This is a genomic window from uncultured Roseovarius sp. (genome assembly GCF_947259555.1).
GTDB lineage: Bacteria > Pseudomonadota > Alphaproteobacteria > Rhodobacterales > Rhodobacteraceae > Roseovarius.
Window position 1 is genome coordinate 83741 of record NZ_CAMYMD010000026.1, and the last position, 13786, is coordinate 97526.

The window sequence follows — 13786 nt, forward strand, 5'->3', positions numbered from 1 at the left end:
TTTTTGGAACGATGAAAGCGCGGGTGCGATGAGACTTGTCTGTCCGGTCTGCGGCGAACGGGATCGTCGCGAGTTCTACTATCAGGGCGCGGCGCTGGCGCAGCCCGAGGGGGAGGAGTGGGGGCCGCACTGGGACGACTACCTGCATAACCGCGACAATCCGGCGGGTGTGACGCGCGATATGTGGCAGCATGAGCAGGGCTGCGGGGCATGGCTGATCGTGACCCGCGACACGGTGAGCCACACGGTGCTGCGCTGCGATCTGGCAGTGGGCGCACGCGCATGAGGGTTGAGGACAAGGGGCTGATCGACCGCGACCGCCCGGTCGTGTTTCATTTCGACGGGCGGGAATATCAGGGCTTTGCGGGCGATACGCTGGCCTCGGCGCTGTTGGCCAATGACGTGCGGATGGTGGCACGGTCGTTCAAGTATCACCGCCCGCGCGGCGTGATGACCGCGGGCAGCGAGGAGCCGAATGCGCTGGTCACGCTGGGATTGGGCGCGGCGCAGGAGCCGAACCTGCGCGCGACCACGGTCGAGTTGCACGAGGGGCTTTGGGCACGCAGTCAGAACCGCTGGCCGACGCTCGGGCTTGATCTGCTGGCGGTGAATGATCTCTTTGCGCCCGTCCTCGGGGCGGGGTTCTATTACAAGACCTTCATGTGGCCGCGCGCCTTTTGGGAGCGGATCTATGAACCGGTGATCCGCCGCGCCGCCGGTCTGGGGGCGCTTTCGGGCGACCCGGCGCAGGACCGGTATGAGCGGGCCTTTGCCCATTGCGATCTGCTGGTGATCGGCGGCGGGCCTGCCGGGCTGATGGCGGCGCGCGCGGCGGCCAAGGCCGGGGCCGACGTGATCCTTGCCGAGGAGGACACGCGGCTTGGCGGGCGGCTGCTGGCCGAGAGCGAAGAGGTCGACGGTGTGCCTGCCGTGGCGTGGGTGGAGGAGATCGTGGCCGAGTTGGCCGCCATGCCCAATGTGCGGATCATGACGCGCATGGCCGTGACCGGGGCCTATGATCAGGGCACGTATGGCGCGCTGGAACGGCTTGCCCCCGAGGTGGCCGACCGCGCCCACGCGCCAAAGGGCGCATTCTGGCGGATCGTGGCAAAGCGCACAGTTCTGGCGGCGGGGGCGCTGGAGCGGCCGGTGACCTTTGCGGGGAACGACCGGCCCGGGGTGATGATGGCGGGCGCGGTGCGGGCCTATCTCAACCGCTGGGGCGTGGTGCCGGGACGCAGCACGGTTGTGTTTGGCAATAATGACAGCGCGCATCGCACGGCGGCGGATTTGCAGGAGGCGGGGGTCCATGTCGCGGCCCTGGTCGACTCGCGGCATTACGCGCGCTGCGATCTCGATGTGGCGTTCTATCCGGGCGCGCAGGTTTGCGGAACGGCGGGGCGGCGCGGGCTGGAGGCGGTGACGATTGCCACCGCAAAGGGCGAAACGCGCATTGCCGCCGAGTGTCTGGCGGTGTCGGGCGGGTGGAACCCGTCGGTGCATCTGGCCTGTCACATGGGCGCGCGGCCGGTGTGGGACGCGGACCGGCTGGCCTTTCTGCCGCCCGAGGGGGCCGTGCCGGGGCAGCGCGCGGCGGGCGCTGCGGCGGGGGAGTTTTCCACCCGCGCCTGTCTGGAGAGCGGATTGGCCGAGGGGCTGCGCGCGGCAAGCGATCTGGGCTTGAAGGTGCCGAAGATGAGCGTGCCGTCGGCGGGAGACGCCGCCTATGACATCTTTCCGCTGTGGCAGGTGCCGGGTAAGGGCCGCGCCTGGCTCGATTTCCAGAACGATGTGACGGTCAAGGATGTGGAGCTTGCCGCGCGGGAGAACTTTCGCTCGGTCGAGCATATGAAGCGCTACACGACGCAGGGCATGGCGCCCGATCAGGGCAAGAATTCGAACGTCAACGCGCTTGCCGTGCTGGCGGATGCGACCGGGCGCGGTATCCCCGAGACCGGCACCACCACCTTTCGCCCGCCTTATGTGCCGGTGCCGATTGCGGCAATGGGGGCGGGGGCCAAGGGCAAGGGCTTTGCGCCCGAACGCCTGACCACCTCGCATGCCGAGAGCGTGGCGCGCGGCGCGCCGATGATCGAGGCGGGGCTGTGGTATCGGCCCAGCTATTTCCCGCGCAAGAGGGAGCGGACGTGGCGGCAATCCTGCGACCGTGAGGTGACGATGGTGCGCGGATCGGTGGGCATCTGTGATGTCTCGACCCTTGGCAAGATCGACATTCAGGGCCCGGATGCGGCGCGGTTTCTGGATTTCGTCTATACCAACACGTTTTCCACGCTGCGCGAGGGCCGCGTGCGCTATGGCCTGATGCTGCGCGAGGATGGGCATGTCATGGATGACGGCACCTGTGCGCGGCTGGGCGAGCAGCATTACCTGATGACCACCACCACGGCGGCGGCGGGGCAGGTGATGCGGCATCTGGAGTTTGTCGCGCAGGTGCTGCGGCCCGGTTGGGATCTGCGGATGGTGTCGGTGACGGAACAGTGGGCGCAGTTCGCAGTGGCGGGGACGCAGGCGCGTGACTTGCTCAATGGCCTGCTCGATGAGCCAATCGACGACGCGGGCTTTCCCTTCATGGGCTGTGGTCCGGTGAGTGTGGGGGGCGTGGCGGGGCGGTTGTTCCGGATCTCGTTCTCGGGCGAGCATGCCTATGAAATCGCGGTGCCCGCGCGCTATGGGGCGGCGCTGTTCAAGGAATTGGTGGCAGGCGCCGAGGCCATGGGCGGCGGGGCCTACGGGATGGAGGCGCTGAATGTGTTGCGGATCGAGAAGGGCTTTATCACCCATGCCGAGATCCATGGGCGGGTGACGGCCCATGATATCGGCATGCAGGGGATGATGAGCGGCAAGAAAGAGTTTATCGGCAAACCGGCGGCGTCGCGGGTCGGGTTGCTGGACCCGGAGCGTGAGCGGCTGGTGGGGCTGAAACCCGTTGGAGCGGTGAAGGAACTTCTGCCCGGCGCGCATCTGTTTGATGAGGGGGCGGAGGCGGTCAGTGCCAACGATCAGGGCTATATCACCAGCGCCTGCTATTCGCCGACGTTGGGCCATGTGATCGGGCAGGCGTTTCTGCGGCGCGGTCCGGAGCGGATCGGCGAGCGGGTGCGGATGGTCGACCACCTGCGCGGCTCCGAGACGGTGTGCGAGGTGACGGGCGTGGTGCAGTATGACCCGGACGGAGGGCGGTTGCGTGGTTGAGTTGCAAGCGCAGAGCCCCGGCGCGGGGCTTTTGCCGATAGTGATCGGGGATCTGCGGCTGAACGAGGTCGCGCCGGAGCGGATGACGTCGCTGGCGCCCTACAACGGGCAGGCCGAGGCCCTATCGGAGGCGATGCAGGCGGCGCATGGCATGGCATGGCCTGTGCCCGGACGGATGACCGGTCGCAACGGCGCGCGGGCGATGTGGTTCGGGCGCGAGACGGCGCTTTTGATCGGGCCGGAGCCTGATACGGGGCTGACTGCGCATGCAGCGCTCAGCGATCAATCCGACGCCTGGGCGGTGCTGGTGCTGGAGGGGCCGGGGGCGGCGGATGTCTTGGCGCGGCTCTGCCCGCTCGACCTGCGCGATCATGTGTTCAAGCGCGGCCATGTCGCCCGCACCGAGGTGGCGCATATGGCCGGGGCGATTGCGCGGATGGGCGCAGACAACTGGCGGATCATGGTCTTTCGCTCGATGGCCGGGACGTTGATCCATGAGGCGGAGACGGCGATGCGACGGGTCGCGGCGCGGCGAAATTCCACGGGCGAAGGCGCTGACATCGCGCGCGATTTGCCCTAGATACGTCCATAGTCGAAAGGGAGAGACCGCCATGCGCCTGATGTTGATTGCCGTCCTGAGCACCCTGCCGCTATCTGCGACGGCGCAGAACCCGATCTGTGCCCCCACAGGCGAGATCGTGGCGCGGGCCGTCGAGGCGCGCAAGGACGGACAAAAGGCCCCGCAGACGATCAAGGCGATCAGCGCCGACATGACCGGCGACAGGGCCGCCTATGAGCCTGCGGTTCAGCCCTTGGTGACATGGGTCTATGAACTGGACGAGGCCGCGTTGCAGGAGGACGTCGCGGGCAGCTATGTCACGCAATGCGAGGCGCAGTAGACCTCTGGACTCTGCGCGCCACGCGCCCAATATAGGGGTATGAGCCTGCCCCCCGGATTCCTTGACGAGTTGCAAAGCCGCCTGTCGCTGTCTCAGGTCGTCGGGCGCAAGGTCATGTGGGACACACGCAAATCCAATCAGGCCAAGGGTGACATGTGGGCCCCCTGCCCGTTTCACCAGGAAAAAACCGCGTCTTTTCATGTCGATGACCGCAAGGGGTTTTACTACTGCTTTGGCTGTCACGCCAAGGGCGACGCGATCTCATTCGTCCGCGAGACAGAGAATGTCGATTTCATCGAGGCGGTGAAGATCCTCGCTACTGAGGCGGGGATGAGCGTGCCCGAACGCGACCCGCAGGCGCAGAAAACGGCCGATCGGCGCGCGCAACTGGTCGAGGTGATGGAACAGGCGGTCAAGTATTTCGGCCTGCAATTGCGGGCCGGGGCCGGGACTGCGGCGCGCGATTATCTCAAGGGGCGTAGGCTGGATGAGGCGACTTTGTCCAAGTTTGACATCGGCTTTGCCCCCGATGGCTGGCAGGGGCTGTGGGATCACCTGACGGGCAAGGGGGTGGCGCCCGAGATGATCCTTGCCTGTGGTCTGGCCAAGGAAAGCCAAAAGGGCGGCAAGCCCTATGACACGTTCCGCAACCGGATCATGTTTCCCATCCGAGACGCGCGAGGGCGGTGCATCGCCTTTGGCGGGCGGGCGATGGACCCGAATGACAACGCCAAATATCTCAACTCGCCCGAGACCGAGATTTTCGACAAGTCGCACACGCTCTATAATCACGGGCCCGCACGCGAAGCGGCGGGCAAGGGTCAGCCGCTGATCGTGGCCGAGGGCTATATGGATGTGATCGCGCTGGTGACCGCAGGGTTTGGCGCGGCCGTTGCCCCGCTCGGCACGGCGGTGACCGAGCATCAGATGCAACTCTTGTGGCGGATCGCGGCCGAGCCGGTGATCATGCTCGACGGGGATCGGGCCGGGCTTCAGGCCGCCTACCGGGTGATCGATCTGGCACTGCCGCTCTTGGAGGCGGGCAAATCGCTGCGCTTTGCGCTGATGCCCGAGGGGCAGGATCCTGACGATCTGCTCAGGGCCGAGGGCGCGGGAGCGGTGCAGGCGCGGATCGACGCGGCGCTGCCGATGGTGCGCCTGCTGTGGCAACGCGAGACCGAGGGGCGCGATTTCGACAGCCCCGAGCGCAAAGCGGCGCTGGAGCGCGTCTGCCGCGAGAAGACCGGGCTGATTCGCGACCCGTCGCTGCGCAGCTATTACGATCAGGAACTCAAGGACCTGCGTTGGCAGCTCTTCAACCCGCGCCGCGCAACGGGGGGCGGTACGTTCACCCCCCGTCCCCGCGGTGGCAAATGGCCCCTGCCGGAACCAGCACGCGCCAGCACAAAATCGTCGCTTCTCGTGGCGTCGGGCACAGATGCGGAAACGCATCTGCGTGAGGCCGTCGTGTTGGCCACGTTGATCTTTTGTCCGCAGATGACCGAGACGTTTGAGGCTCAGATCGAACGGCTGGAGTGCCGCGACCCGGATCATGCCCGCTTGCGCGACCTCATCCTGGCGCATGCCGGCGACGGGACAGAGGACCTGCGCGGCCGGATTGTCGAGCACATGGGCGACGCGCCCCTTGAAAAGCTGTTGGGGGTGCCCCATGTCGCGCTCACACCTGCGATACGTCATCCTGGCGATGCCGAACTGGCCTCGATGACCCTGGCCGAAGAACTGGCAAAACTGAAGGCCCAGAGCGGATGGCTTGCCGAAGTGTCGGAGGCCAGCGAGGACATGGCGGGATTGGCCGACGAGGCGCTGACCTGGCGGCTGGGCCAGGCGGCAGAGGCAAGAAACAGAGCGCGTCGCAACCAGCAAGAGGACACGGCCGAGTATGACATGGGTGACAATGGCGCTCGTATAAAACGCGCCGAGAAAGAGCGATTCGAGGCGTTGCTCGACAAGATAACCTTTTCTAAACCGAGAAGATGACTGTTTTTGGTGAGGAAGTACTGAATAATTCGGAGTAAACGGGTGTGCGAATCGATGGATCGCGCTATTGATTCGGGTCAACCGAATCACCCGTTCCGCCCCAAGCTGAGGAGTCTTTCATGGCCGCCAAGGATACCGACGAGCAAAAGCCCGAAGAGCCCGATGCGGAAGTTTCGCTCGACATGAGCCAGGCGGCGGTCAAACGGATGATCTCCGAGGCGCGCGAGAAAGGCTTCATCACCTACGATCAGCTCAACGAGGTTCTGCCGCCAGATCAGGTCAGTTCCGAGCAGATCGAGGACGTGATGTCGATGCTGTCGGAGATGGGTATCAACATCATCGAGGCCGAGGACGCCGAAGAGGAAGAGAGCAAATCGACTGCCGTGGCCGAAGTGGGCAAACGCGGCGAGATCACGCTTGGCTCGGGCAAGGAGGAAAAGCTCGACCGCACCGACGATCCGGTGCGCATGTATCTGCGCGAAATGGGCTCGGTCGAACTTTTGAGCCGCGAGGGCGAGATTGCCATCGCCAAGCGGATCGAGGCCGGACGCAATACCATGATCGCCGGGCTCTGCGAGAGCCCCCTGACCTTTCAGGCAATCACCATCTGGCGCGACGAGCTTCTGGGCGAAGACATTCTGCTGCGCGACGTGATCGACCTTGAAGCCACGTTCGGCAACCAGTTGGGCGATGAGGAGGCAGAGCCGGTGGTCGAGGCGGCAAATGTGACCAGCGCGCCCGCTGGCAACAATCGCGATCAGGCCCAGCCCGAGCTTGATGCCGATGGCAATCCGATTCAATCCGACGACGACGATGAAGAGGAAGAGCAGGCCAATATGAGCCTCGCCGCCATGGAGGCCGCGCTCAAGCCACGGGTTCTCGATACGCTTGATCGCATCGCCGAGGATTTCGCGCAACTGAGCGAGATGCAGGACAGCCGTATCTCTGCGACGCTTAACGAGGACGGATCCTTTTCCAAGGATCAGGAAGCGAAGTACCAAAAGCTGCGCTCGGAAATCGTGGAGCTGGTGAACGAGCTTCACCTCCACAACAACCGGATCGAGGCGCTGATCGACCAGCTTTATGGCATCAACCGCCGGATCATGCAGATCGACGGCGCGATGGTGAAGCTGGCCGATCAGGCACGCATCAACCGCAAGGAATTCATCGAGGCCTATCGCGGGCGCGAGCTCGACCCGAATTGGCTGGAGGACATGGCGCAGAAGTCGGGTCGCGGCTGGCAGATGTTCATGGAGCGCAGCCCCGAGAAGGTGGCTGAGTTGCGCGCCGATATGGCTCAGGTCGGCCAGTATGTCGGCCTTGATATCAGCGAATTCCGCCGCATCGTGTCGCAAGTGCAGAAAGGCGAAAAAGAAGCGCGTCAGGCCAAGAAGGAAATGGTTGAGGCGAACCTGCGTCTGGTCATCTCGATTGCCAAGAAGTACACCAACCGTGGCCTGCAATTCCTAGATCTTATTCAGGAAGGCAATATCGGCCTCATGAAAGCGGTGGACAAGTTCGAGTATCGCCGTGGCTATAAGTTCAGCACCTATGCAACATGGTGGATTCGTCAGGCGATCACCCGCTCCATCGCCGATCAGGCGCGCACCATCCGCATTCCGGTGCACATGATAGAGACGATCAACAAGCTGGTGCGCACGGGGCGCCAGATGCTGCATGAGATCGGCCGCGAGCCGACTCCCGAGGAACTGGCCGAGAAGCTGCAAATGCCGCTCGAAAAGGTCCGCAAGGTGATGAAGATCGCCAAGGAACCAATCTCATTGGAGACGCCGATCGGCGATGAGGAAGACAGCCAGCTTGGCGATTTCATCGAGGACAAGAACGTCATCCTGCCGCTGGACTCAGCCATTCAGGACAACCTGAAAGAGACGACAACGCGCGTTCTGTCGTCGCTGACCCCGCGCGAGGAACGGGTGCTACGGATGCGCTTCGGCATCGGGATGAACACTGACCACACGCTCGAAGAGGTCGGGCAGCAGTTCTCGGTCACGCGCGAGCGTATCCGCCAGATCGAGGCCAAGGCGCTGCGCAAGCTCAAGCATCCCAGCCGGTCGCGGAAGCTGCGGAGTTTCCTGGATCAGTAAGGAGGCCCCCATGTCGATCCTGTCACGCCTGTTCGGAGGTCGGTCCAAGCCTGAGGCGCCGGCGGAGGTGTCGGAAATCTACAAGGATTTTCGGATCATCGCCGCGCCGCAAAGCGACGGTGACGGCTACCGCGTCGGTGCGCGGATCGAAAAGGAGATCGGAGGCGAGGTGAAAACTCATCACCTTCTGCGCGCCGATACCCTGCGCAGCTTGGACGAGGCCGAGGCCTTTTCAATCCGCAAGGCCAAACAAGTCATTGACGAGCAGGGTGAAGCGATCTTCCGGTAAGGCACAGCGGACGTGCCGTAGTGGTAGTGAGTGCTTGTGAGCAAGCTCCACACCGTCGCATTCTGGGCTGACGTTCCCTTTTGCCACGCGATGCGCGCCCTCGCAGGCCACAGTCGTGCCGAAAATCAACGCGCTGCGAACGGCACGACGGTCATTCTGCGCCAATCGCCGCTAAGCGCTTGCCCCGCTTGCTACGCTGTCCTACACAGATCCTAACAAGGCAAAGGGAGGCATCCATGCGTCGTGTCGTCGTCACCGGTCTGGGGATCGTCTCCAGCATTGGCAACAACGCCCAAGAGGTTCTGGCTTCGCTAAAGGCGGGCCGGTCGGGTATCACTGCGAACGCAGCAATGGCCGAACACGGCTTTCGCAGCCAGATCGCGGGCGAGGTCAAGCTCGATGTGGCTGAACATGTGGACAAGCGCACGCTGCGCTTCATGGGGCCTGGTGCCGCCTATGCCCATATCGCAATGGGACAGGCCATTGCAGATAGTGGTCTTGAAGCGGCCGATATCGTCAACCCGCGCACCGGGCTGGTGGCAGGATCGGGCGGGCCATCGACCTCGGCAATGTTGCAGGCGCATCAAACGGTGCTGAAAACCGGATCGACCAAGCGCATCGGGCCCTTCGCGGTGCCCAAGACCATGTGCTCTACCATATCGGCCAATCTCTGCACCGCCCACCAAATCAAGGGTATCAACTATTCTATCACCTCGGCCTGTTCGACGTCGCTGCATTGCATCGGCAATGCCGCCGAACAAATCATGATGGGCAAGCAGGATGTGATGTTCGCCGGTGGCGGTGAAGAACTGGACTGGACCTTGTCATGTCTTTTTGATGCGATGGGGGCGATGTCGTCCAGATACAACGATGAACCGGAAAAGGCGAGCCGGGCCTTTGATGCGGAGCGCGACGGATTCGTGATCTCTGGTGGCGGCGGCATGCTGGTGCTCGAAGATCTCGATCACGCTCTTGCACGCGGCGCCAAGATTTACGCCGAGGTCACGGGATACGGTGCGACATCGGACGGGGCCGACATGGTGGCACCCTCTGGCGAGGGCGGCGAGCGGGCCATGCGGCTGGCGGTGGCGTCTCTGCCGGAGGGTCGAAAAGTTAGCTATATCAACGCACATGGCACGTCGACGCCAGTGGGCGATGTCGGTGAGGTCGAGTCGGTGCGTCGCGTCTTTGGACAGGGGCAGACCCCACCGATCAGTTCGACGAAATCGATGACAGGGCACAGCCAGGGTGCGACCGGCGCACAAGAGGCGATTTATTGCCTGCTGGCGCTGGAGCATGATTTCATCATTCCCTCGATCAATGTCGACACGCTCGACCCCGCTCTTGATGCCGCCGAGATCGCCACGGCACGCGTCGATAATGCCGGGATCGATACGGTGATGACCAATTCTTTCGGCTTTGGTGGGACCAACGGATCCATGTTGCTGAGCAAATTTCACGGATGACAGGCAGATGACGAATTCTATGAAGGGTAAGCGCGGCCTCATCATGGGGGTTGCCAATGACCGCTCCATCGCTTGGGGCATTGCGCAGGCGATGCACAAGGCCGGCGCAGAGCTTGCCTTTTCCTATCAGGGCGAAAATTTCGCCAAGCGCGTGGCCCCTCTCGCCGAGAGCGTAGGCTCTGACATCCTGCTTGACGTGGACGTGACCGATGACGCCTCGCTCGATGCGGCTTTCGCAAAACTCGGCGAGCGCTGGCCGCACATTGATTTTTTGGTGCATGCAATCGCCTATTCCGACAAGTCAGAGTTGACGGGGAGGTTTCTCAATACCAGTCGTCAAAATTTCAAGCATTCGATGGAAATCTCGACCTATTCCTTCATCGAGGTGGCACGCCGGGCGCACCCGTTGATGCGCGACAGTGGCGGTTGCCTGCTGACCTTGACCTACCAAGGATCGAACAAGGTGGTGCCAAATTACAATATCATGGGAGTGGCCAAGGCGGCGCTTGAGGCGGCGACGCGCTATCTGGCCAATGATCTGGGCCCTGAGGGTATTCGTGTGAACGCGATCAGCCCGGGCCCGATGAAAACACTGGCAGGGGCGGCCATCGGGGGCGCGCGCAAAACCTTCAAACATACCGAAATGAACGCGCCTATGCGTGCCAATGCCACGCTGGAGGCGATCGGCGGCACCGCAGTTTATCTGGCCTCTGATGCCGGGGCCTGCACCAGCGGTGAGATTATCCACGTGGATGGCGGCTATCACGTGCTTGGCATGCCGCAGGCGGACAACATCTGAGGCAAGCCCCGCCCCCGGGCCACGCGGGGACGCGCCGGTGCGATTTTCACAGTGTAAAGTCGTCCGAAACACGTTGGACGATATCGAAATTGTGCGACGTCCGTTCATGTGCGCCGAAATCGAGCGCCGGATGGTCGCCACCGCGCATCTATGCCCAAATTCTGATCTGCGAATAGGCGCCCCCCTGGAGGCGACCCGCGCGGTCGGTTCCAACCCGTTTTGCCATATCATACGTCCTCATGTAGAGCACCGCGGGCTGGCGCTATGGGAGTGAAACATCCGCATTCACGTGAACTTGGATGCTAACAGAACGTAGCCAAGTCGCGTTTCATTCCCGCCTGCCCCGTCAGCCCCGGTGTAACCTGCGGAAGCTCGGTTTTATCGGTGTTATCATTGACCGCACTTTCGTGGATGACCACATAATACGGATGACCTACCAGAACCGCAGCCATCCAAATGTTCCGGGCGTCGATCAGTCAGACCGAACCGTCCCGGCGAATCTGCGCCAATCCGGCCCTACCCCTGTGCAAATGCTTGTCTCGACGCGGGTCAGGAAATCGCCTTTTTGGCATCTTTCCATCGAAGCAGGGGCGTGGTGCGCCACGATCTATAATCGTATGTATCATCCGCGCGGATATGCCCGGCCCGAGGAAGGTGGCGCAATGGCGGAGTACCGCGCGCTGGTCAATGGCGTGACATTGTGGAACGTCGCCGTCGAGCGACAAATCTGTGTCAAAGGACCTGATGCCGAGGACTTCGTCAACACAGTGATTACCCGCGATGCAGCACGGATCAGGCCAATGCATGGCAAGTATTGCATCCTGTGCAATGACCGAGGCGGCATTCTGAATGATCCCGTGCTGTTGCGCCTCTCGGCGGACGAATTCTGGTTCTCTCTCTCGGATAGCGACCTGATGCTCTGGTTGCAGGGGGTGAACACCCCGCGCCGGTGGAATGTCGATATCCGCGAGCTGGACGTGGCGCCGCTTCAGGTGCAGGGGCCGCTGTCCGAGGATCTGATGGCAGAGCTGATCGGCGAGGAATTGCGGCAGATCCCTTATTACGGATTGATGGAGGCGCAGATCGACAGCTGCCCTGTGGTGATCAGCCAGACCGGTTTCAGCGGTGAGAAGGGCTATGAAATCTATGTGCACAACGCCTCGGAAACGGCCGAGCGCGTCTGGTATGCGCTGCGTGGCCTGGGCGCACATTACGGGCTGCGGGTGATCGCACCCGGTCATCACCGCCGGATCGCCGCCGGTATATTATCGTGGGGACAGGACATGGATGCGGAAACCTCGCCATTTCAGGTCAATCTCGCCTATCAGGTGCCACGCACGAAATCCGCCGACTACATAGGGAAAGCCGCACTCGAGGCGCAGCGCGACAAGATCGAGGCGGGTCGCTATCCCTTTGCCCTCAAGCTGGTCGGCCTCAAAATGGGCGGCAAACCGATCACGGATTACGCGCCGGATTTCTGGTTAGTCGGTGATGAGGATGGCACGCGCTGCGGCTACGTCACCTCGCCATGGTACTCGCCTGAACTGGAGCAAAACATCGCGCTGGCCTACGTTCCCTGGGACAAGACCTCTATCGGTACAAGGTTGCTGGTCGAATTGCCGGAGATGTATCAGGAGACCTCGGGGCAGTCGGTTGCGGCGGTCGTATCCGAAGTGCCATTCGTGGCCTCAGAGCACCCGAGTGCCCGCGAACAGGCGCGAAGTTAGAGTGTTCTGCAAGTGGCCTCTTTCCCCGCGCCTTGGCTCATTCTAGAACTACCTGATCGCGCCTGCGGCCCGCCACGGCGCCGTTGCAACGGCAAGACTGGCGGGGCATTGATACAACTGGTTAGTGGCTTCGAACGGGTTGTCCTGTTGCGGACCAAAACACACACCGGTGAACAGCGCCGAAGACACCGCGCGGCATCTTTTGCTGTTCACTTTAGGGCAGTATTTCGCCAAGCACGGCGCCCATCACATTGGTCTCAGCCTGGTCCGCCTTTGGAAATTCATGCCGTCACGGACCGGCGCACCATGCCCCAATAAACCGCTTCTACCTCGCTCAGCGACAGCCTACCCTGTTCACGATACCACGTGTTTACCCCCGTCAGCATCGCAATGAGCGCCATGCTGGCGATGCGCGGCTCTGCGACCACTATCACGCCCTCCTGCGCCCCTGCCCTCAGGATTGTCTCGAGCCTCGTTTCATACTCGCGGCGCAGCCTTTCAATCACTTCGAAATTCTCCAGAGTGAGACTGCGCAGTTCCATGTAAGAGACAAAGACCGCCTCGGCACGTCGCGTGTTGAAACGGATGTGAAAGCGGGTAAAGGCTTCGAGCACCGTCAAGGCACTTGCATCTCTGGGCGCTTCGGCGTCCCAGGCCGCCAGCAAATCCTCCATATGCGCGCGCATCAGATCAAACAGCAGCGTTTGCTTGTCAGGCGTGTAATTATAGAGCGCGCCAGCCTGCACCCCCACCTCCCCCGCGATCTGGCGCATCGATACGGCAGCATAACCATCGCGCGCAAAGAGCCTGAGGGCGGCTAGGCGGATGCGCGGGCCTGTAATGTCGGAATGTGAGCCTTGTGTACGTGCCATGGCTGGCGTTTTAACTGAACAAATGTTCAGATCAAAGCCCCGCTTGCCCCGGAGCGGAAAAGAATGGCAATAGGATGGTGGACCCCGGGAAAAGGAAGGTTGTCCACATGCGCCTGCGCCCCATTATACCCCTACTGCCCTTCCTTTGCGGGATCGCCGCCGGATGCAGCGAATTGCCGCCGCTGGAGCCCGGGCTCGACAAAGCCGCGCGCAACGCCAGCTATCCCGATCTGGTACCCGCCGAACAGATAACAGAGCGCGTACCGAACGACAGGATAAATCCTGACGATCAAGCCAACCTCGAAAAGCGTGGTGCAGATCTGAGGGCACGCGCAGCGCGCCTTAAAGGCGGGGTGATCGACACTGACACCAAAAGCCGGATGCGCGCAGGCGTCAACCCGTGAAAAACCGCACCCCA

At 62.5% G+C, this 13786-nt stretch carries 12 protein-coding genes; 11 read left to right on the forward strand and 1 reads right to left on the reverse strand.

Translation table 11 applies throughout. From position 1 onward, the window contains the following. Window positions 1-28: 28 nt before the first annotated feature. The 10 genes from Q0X85_RS04660 (at window position 29) to Q0X85_RS04705 (ending at window position 12496) form a co-directional block, all read left to right on the forward strand. A complete protein-coding gene (locus tag Q0X85_RS04660) occupies window positions 29-286 on the forward strand; it encodes a sarcosine oxidase subunit delta (RefSeq protein WP_297769674.1) in 258 nt (85 codons plus the stop codon). Then, on the forward strand, window positions 283-3213 hold the full coding sequence (locus Q0X85_RS04665; protein WP_297769677.1) for a sarcosine oxidase subunit alpha family protein: 2931 nt from the start codon (window positions 283-285) through the stop codon (window positions 3211-3213). The genes Q0X85_RS04660 and Q0X85_RS04665 overlap by 4 nt, the downstream gene beginning before the upstream one ends. Next, complete coding sequence (locus tag Q0X85_RS04670) at window positions 3206-3793, forward strand: sarcosine oxidase subunit gamma (protein ID WP_297769681.1); 588 nt, start codon at window positions 3206-3208, stop codon at window positions 3791-3793. The genes Q0X85_RS04665 and Q0X85_RS04670 overlap by 8 nt, the downstream gene beginning before the upstream one ends. A 31-nt stretch (window positions 3794-3824) precedes the next feature. Continuing rightward, window positions 3825-4112 (forward strand): DNA primase, encoded by a 288-nt coding sequence (locus Q0X85_RS04675; RefSeq protein ID WP_297769684.1) that lies wholly within the window; start codon window positions 3825-3827, stop codon window positions 4110-4112. A gap of 39 nt (window positions 4113-4151) precedes the next feature. Next, window positions 4152-6110 (forward strand): DNA primase, encoded by a 1959-nt coding sequence (gene dnaG, locus Q0X85_RS04680; protein ID WP_297769686.1) that lies wholly within the window; start codon window positions 4152-4154, stop codon window positions 6108-6110. Between the two features lie 119 nt (window positions 6111-6229). Beyond that, on the forward strand, window positions 6230-8215 hold the full coding sequence (gene rpoD, locus Q0X85_RS04685) for an RNA polymerase sigma factor RpoD (protein ID WP_297769688.1): 1986 nt from the start codon (window positions 6230-6232) through the stop codon (window positions 8213-8215). Window positions 8216-8225: 10 nt separating this feature from the next. Continuing rightward, window positions 8226-8504 (forward strand): HlyU family transcriptional regulator, encoded by a 279-nt coding sequence (locus Q0X85_RS04690; RefSeq protein ID WP_297769690.1) that lies wholly within the window; start codon window positions 8226-8228, stop codon window positions 8502-8504. Between the two features lie 236 nt (window positions 8505-8740). After that, entirely contained in the window at window positions 8741-9970 is a 1230-nt protein-coding gene (gene fabB / locus Q0X85_RS04695; protein WP_297769692.1) for a beta-ketoacyl-ACP synthase I, read from the forward strand. 7 nt (window positions 9971-9977) lie between these two features. Further along, the gene (locus Q0X85_RS04700) at window positions 9978-10769 is read left to right on the forward strand and encodes an enoyl-ACP reductase (RefSeq protein ID WP_297769694.1); all 792 of its coding nucleotides are present in this window, start codon (window positions 9978-9980) and stop codon (window positions 10767-10769) included. A gap of 530 nt (window positions 10770-11299) precedes the next feature. Beyond that, entirely contained in the window at window positions 11300-12496 is a 1197-nt protein-coding gene (locus Q0X85_RS04705; protein ID WP_297769869.1) for a glycine cleavage T C-terminal barrel domain-containing protein, read from the forward strand. A 281-nt stretch (window positions 12497-12777) separates the two neighbouring features. On the opposite strand, the gene Q0X85_RS04710 is transcribed toward Q0X85_RS04705, so the two are convergent. Beyond that, window positions 12778-13368 carry a TetR/AcrR family transcriptional regulator gene (locus Q0X85_RS04710; RefSeq protein ID WP_297769696.1) on the reverse strand — a complete coding sequence of 197 codons (591 nt, stop codon included), beginning with the start codon at window positions 13366-13368 and terminating at the stop codon, window positions 12778-12780. Window positions 13369-13475: 107 nt separating this feature from the next. Between Q0X85_RS04710 and Q0X85_RS04715 the strand changes: the two genes are divergently transcribed. After that, entirely contained in the window at window positions 13476-13772 is a 297-nt protein-coding gene (locus Q0X85_RS04715) for a hypothetical protein (protein WP_297769698.1), read from the forward strand. The last annotated feature ends 14 nt before the right edge of the window (window positions 13773-13786 follow it).

What these genes read in the sequence shown, in the direction of transcription:
- Q0X85_RS04660 (WP_297769674.1), top strand. Translation starts at nt 29, where the DNA reads ATGAGACTTGTCTGTCCGGTCTGCGGCGAACGGGATCGTCGCGAGTTC.
- Q0X85_RS04665 (WP_297769677.1), top strand. Translation starts at nt 283, where the DNA reads ATGAGGGTTGAGGACAAGGGGCTGATCGACCGCGACCGCCCGGTCGTG.
- Q0X85_RS04675 (WP_297769684.1), top strand. Translation starts at nt 3,825, where the DNA reads ATGCGCCTGATGTTGATTGCCGTCCTGAGCACCCTGCCGCTATCTGCG.
- dnaG (WP_297769686.1), top strand. Translation starts at nt 4,152, where the DNA reads ATGAGCCTGCCCCCCGGATTCCTTGACGAGTTGCAAAGCCGCCTGTCG.
- rpoD (WP_297769688.1), top strand. Translation starts at nt 6,230, where the DNA reads ATGGCCGCCAAGGATACCGACGAGCAAAAGCCCGAAGAGCCCGATGCG.
- Q0X85_RS04690 (WP_297769690.1), top strand. Translation starts at nt 8,226, where the DNA reads ATGTCGATCCTGTCACGCCTGTTCGGAGGTCGGTCCAAGCCTGAGGCG.
- fabB (WP_297769692.1), top strand. Translation starts at nt 8,741, where the DNA reads ATGCGTCGTGTCGTCGTCACCGGTCTGGGGATCGTCTCCAGCATTGGC.
- Q0X85_RS04700 (WP_297769694.1), top strand. Translation starts at nt 9,978, where the DNA reads ATGACGAATTCTATGAAGGGTAAGCGCGGCCTCATCATGGGGGTTGCC.
- Q0X85_RS04705 (WP_297769869.1), top strand. Translation starts at nt 11,300, where the DNA reads ATGCTTGTCTCGACGCGGGTCAGGAAATCGCCTTTTTGGCATCTTTCC.
- Q0X85_RS04710 (WP_297769696.1), bottom strand. Translation starts at nt 13,368, where the DNA reads ATGGCACGTACACAAGGCTCACATTCCGACATTACAGGCCCGCGCATC.
- Q0X85_RS04715 (WP_297769698.1), top strand. Translation starts at nt 13,476, where the DNA reads ATGCGCCTGCGCCCCATTATACCCCTACTGCCCTTCCTTTGCGGGATC.